Raw genomic sequence first — 2,871 nt, 5'->3', positions numbered from 1 at the left:
CTCCGCCCGGGGGCACCTCCCAGCGGTAGCTGGGGGAGATGCACCGCATCTGACGCCGTGCGCTGATCCACCGGGGATTACGGGACAGCCCTTAGCGGCGGAAGCGGTCGAGCGCGGCCGACACGGGGTGCGGGCCGGTGTGCACCGGTTGGCGCGGCAGCCGGTGCGGCAGCGAGCCGTACCAGGTCCGCGAGACGGCGTATCCGAAGGCGAGGCACATCAGGCCGCCGACGGCGTCCAGCCAGAAGTGGTTGGCGGTGGCCACGATGACGACCAGGGTCAGCGTCGGGTAGAGCACGCCGAGGATCCGGGCCCAGGGGGCGGTGGCGACCGCGAAGATCGTCAGGCCGCACCAGAGCGACCAACCTATGTGCATCGAGGGCATGGCCGCGTACTGGTTCGACATGTGCTTGAGGTTGCCCGAGGCCATCGAGCCCCAGGTGTGGTGGACCAGCACCGTGTCGATGAAGTCCTGCCCGTTCATCAGCCGGGGCGGCGCGAGCGGGTAGAGGTAGTAACCGACCAGGGCCACGCCCGTGGTGGAGAAGAGGACGAGGCGGGTGGCCGCGTAACGCCCGGGATGGAGGCGGTAGATCCACACCAGTACGCCGATCGTCACGACGAAGTGCAATGTGGCGTAGTAGTAGTTCATCCCGACGATGAGCCACGTCACCGAATTCACCGCGTGATTGACGGTCTGTTCCACGGCGATGCCGAGCGTCCGCTCGACACCCCAGATCCAGTCGGCGTTCGCCAGCGCGGCCGTCTTCTGCTCGGGCACGGCATTGCGGATCAGCGAGTACGTCCAGTAGCTGACCGCGATGAGCAGGATCTCGAACCAGATCCGAGGCCTGCGCGGTGCCCGCAACCGGGAGAAGAGAGTGCCCTCGGAAGTCCCCGGGCGGGCCTCGCTCTCGGTCACGGCGGGTGACGAGAGGTCCGTCCGGGTTTCCAGTGTCTTCACGCTCGCTTCACCCATGGGGAGAGAGTCTGCCAGATGCGATCTCGCCCCCGATCATCCCTCGGGACGGTCTTCGGTGCCCGCGCTCAGCCCTGCGGAGGACACCGGACCCCTACTGCCTGCGGCGCTGCCGCTCACTGCCTGCGGCGCTGCCGCTCACTGCCTGCGGCGCTGCCGCTCACTGCCTGCGGCGCTGCCCCGGTCCGGAAGCGGTCGAGCCGCGCACCACGAGCTCTGGCAGGAACACGAACTCGCTGTGCGGGGCCGGCGTACCGCCGATCTCCTCCAGCAGCGTGCGCACCGCGGCCTGCCCCATGGCCAGGACCGGTTGCCGGATGGTGGTCAGCGGCGGATCGGTGAACGCTATGAGCGGGGAGTCGTCGAAGCCGACGACGGACACGTCCTGCGGCACCCGCAGCCCCTGCTGCCGGGCGGCCCTGATCGCGCCGAGCGCCATCATGTCGCTCGCGCAGACGATGGCCGTGCAGCCCCGGGTGATGAGCGCGCCGGCCGCGGCCTGGCCGCCCTCCAGCGTGTACAGGGAATGCTGGATCAGCTCCTCGGTCTCGGCCTCGCCGAGCCCGAGCCGCTCCCGCATCCCGAGCCGGAAACCCTCGATCTTGCGCAGCACCGGCACGAACCGCTTGGGCCCGACCGCGAGCCCGATCCGGGTGTGCCCGAGCGCGGCGAGGTGGGTGACCGCGAGCTGCATCGCCGCCCGGTCGTCGGGCGAGACGAAGGGGGCCCGCACCTTGTCCGAGAAACCGTTGATGAGGACGTACGGGACGCCCTTGGCGCGGAGTTGGTCGTAGCGGCCCATGTCGGCAGTGGTGTCCGCGTGCAGGCCCGACACGAAGATGATCCCGGAGACGCCGCGGTCGACCAGCATCTCGGTCAGCTCGTCCTCGGTGGACCCGCCGGGCGTCTGCGTGGCCAGCACCGGTGTGTACCCCTGCCGGGTCAGAGCCTGGCCGATGACCTGCGCGAGCGCCGGGAAGATGGGGTTGTCCAGTTCGGGGGTTATCAGCCCGACGAGCCCCGCGCTGCGCTGACGCAGCCGTACGGGCCGCTCGTAGCCGAGCACGTCGAGCGCGGCCAGCACGGACTCGCGGGTGCCTGCGGCCACGCCGGGCTTGCCGTTGAGCACGCGGCTGACTGTGGCTTCGCTGACCCCCGCCTGGGCTGCGATGTCGGCTAGCCGTGCGGTCACGGGGTTGGACTGTACCCGTCGCACGTTCAGATTGCCCACCACGTGCACGAATCGGCGGGCAGGACGGCTGTGCGGCCGTCGGTGTCGACCGGTGCGCTGGAGAGGACCGGGCGGCCGGGCGCGGGAAGTTCGAGGGGGGTGGGCAGGGTGTTGAGGGTGCAGGCGAAGCCGGGCCGCGTGAAGAGCAGGACCCCCTCGGGCGCGGGCAGCCAGCGCATCCCGGACGGCGCCGGTTCCCCGTCCGCGGCATCGCCCCGGGCCCCGGCCTCGGCGGATCCCGGCCGGCCGGCCGGATCCTGGCCGGCCTCGGGGGCGCCCAGGCCCGGCAGGGCCCGGCGCAGTTCCAGGGCGGCGCGGTACAGCTCCAGGGTGGAGTGCGGATCGCCGGTCTGGGCGGCCACGCTCAGCCCGGCCCACCCGGCGGGCTGCGGCAGCCAGCTACCGCCCGGACCGAAACCGTACGGGGGCGCCTGTCCGGCCCAGGGCAGCGGGATCCGGCAGCCGTCGCGCAGCCCCTCTTGTCCGGCGGCGTCGGCTCCGGTGGCCGCGCCGGTTCCGGCGGCTCCCGGCCCCCGTGTCCCCGGCCCGCGCCCGCGGCGGAAGGCGGGGTCCTGGCGTACCTCGTCCGGGAGGTCGGTGACCTCCGGCAGACCGAGCTCCTCGCCCTGATAGACGTACGCCGACCCGGGCAGCGCCAGCA

General features: G+C 72.0%; 3 protein-coding genes. All 3 read right to left on the bottom strand.

Annotated features, from left to right (window positions below):
- Nucleotides 1–91: 91 nt before the first annotated feature.
- Nucleotides 92–979 carry a phosphatase PAP2 family protein gene (locus ACWDYJ_RS36130; RefSeq protein ID WP_451569839.1) on the bottom strand — a complete coding sequence of 296 codons (888 nt, stop codon included), beginning with the start codon at nucleotides 977–979 and terminating at the stop codon, nucleotides 92–94.
- Between the two features lie 160 nt (nucleotides 980–1,139).
- Complete coding sequence (locus ACWDYJ_RS36125; RefSeq protein ID WP_451569838.1) at nucleotides 1,140–2,171, bottom strand: LacI family DNA-binding transcriptional regulator; 1,032 nt, start codon at nucleotides 2,169–2,171, stop codon at nucleotides 1,140–1,142.
- A gap of 26 nt (nucleotides 2,172–2,197) precedes the next feature.
- A partial coding sequence (locus ACWDYJ_RS36120) for an alpha-amylase family glycosyl hydrolase (RefSeq protein WP_451569837.1) occupies nucleotides 2,198–2,871 on the bottom strand: 674 nt, incomplete at its 5' end.

The sequence above is a fragment of the Streptomyces sp. NPDC003042 genome (assembly GCF_053591315.1).
The sequence above is the reverse complement of the archived record's forward strand: the minus strand, read 5'-3'. Positions and strand labels throughout refer to the sequence as shown.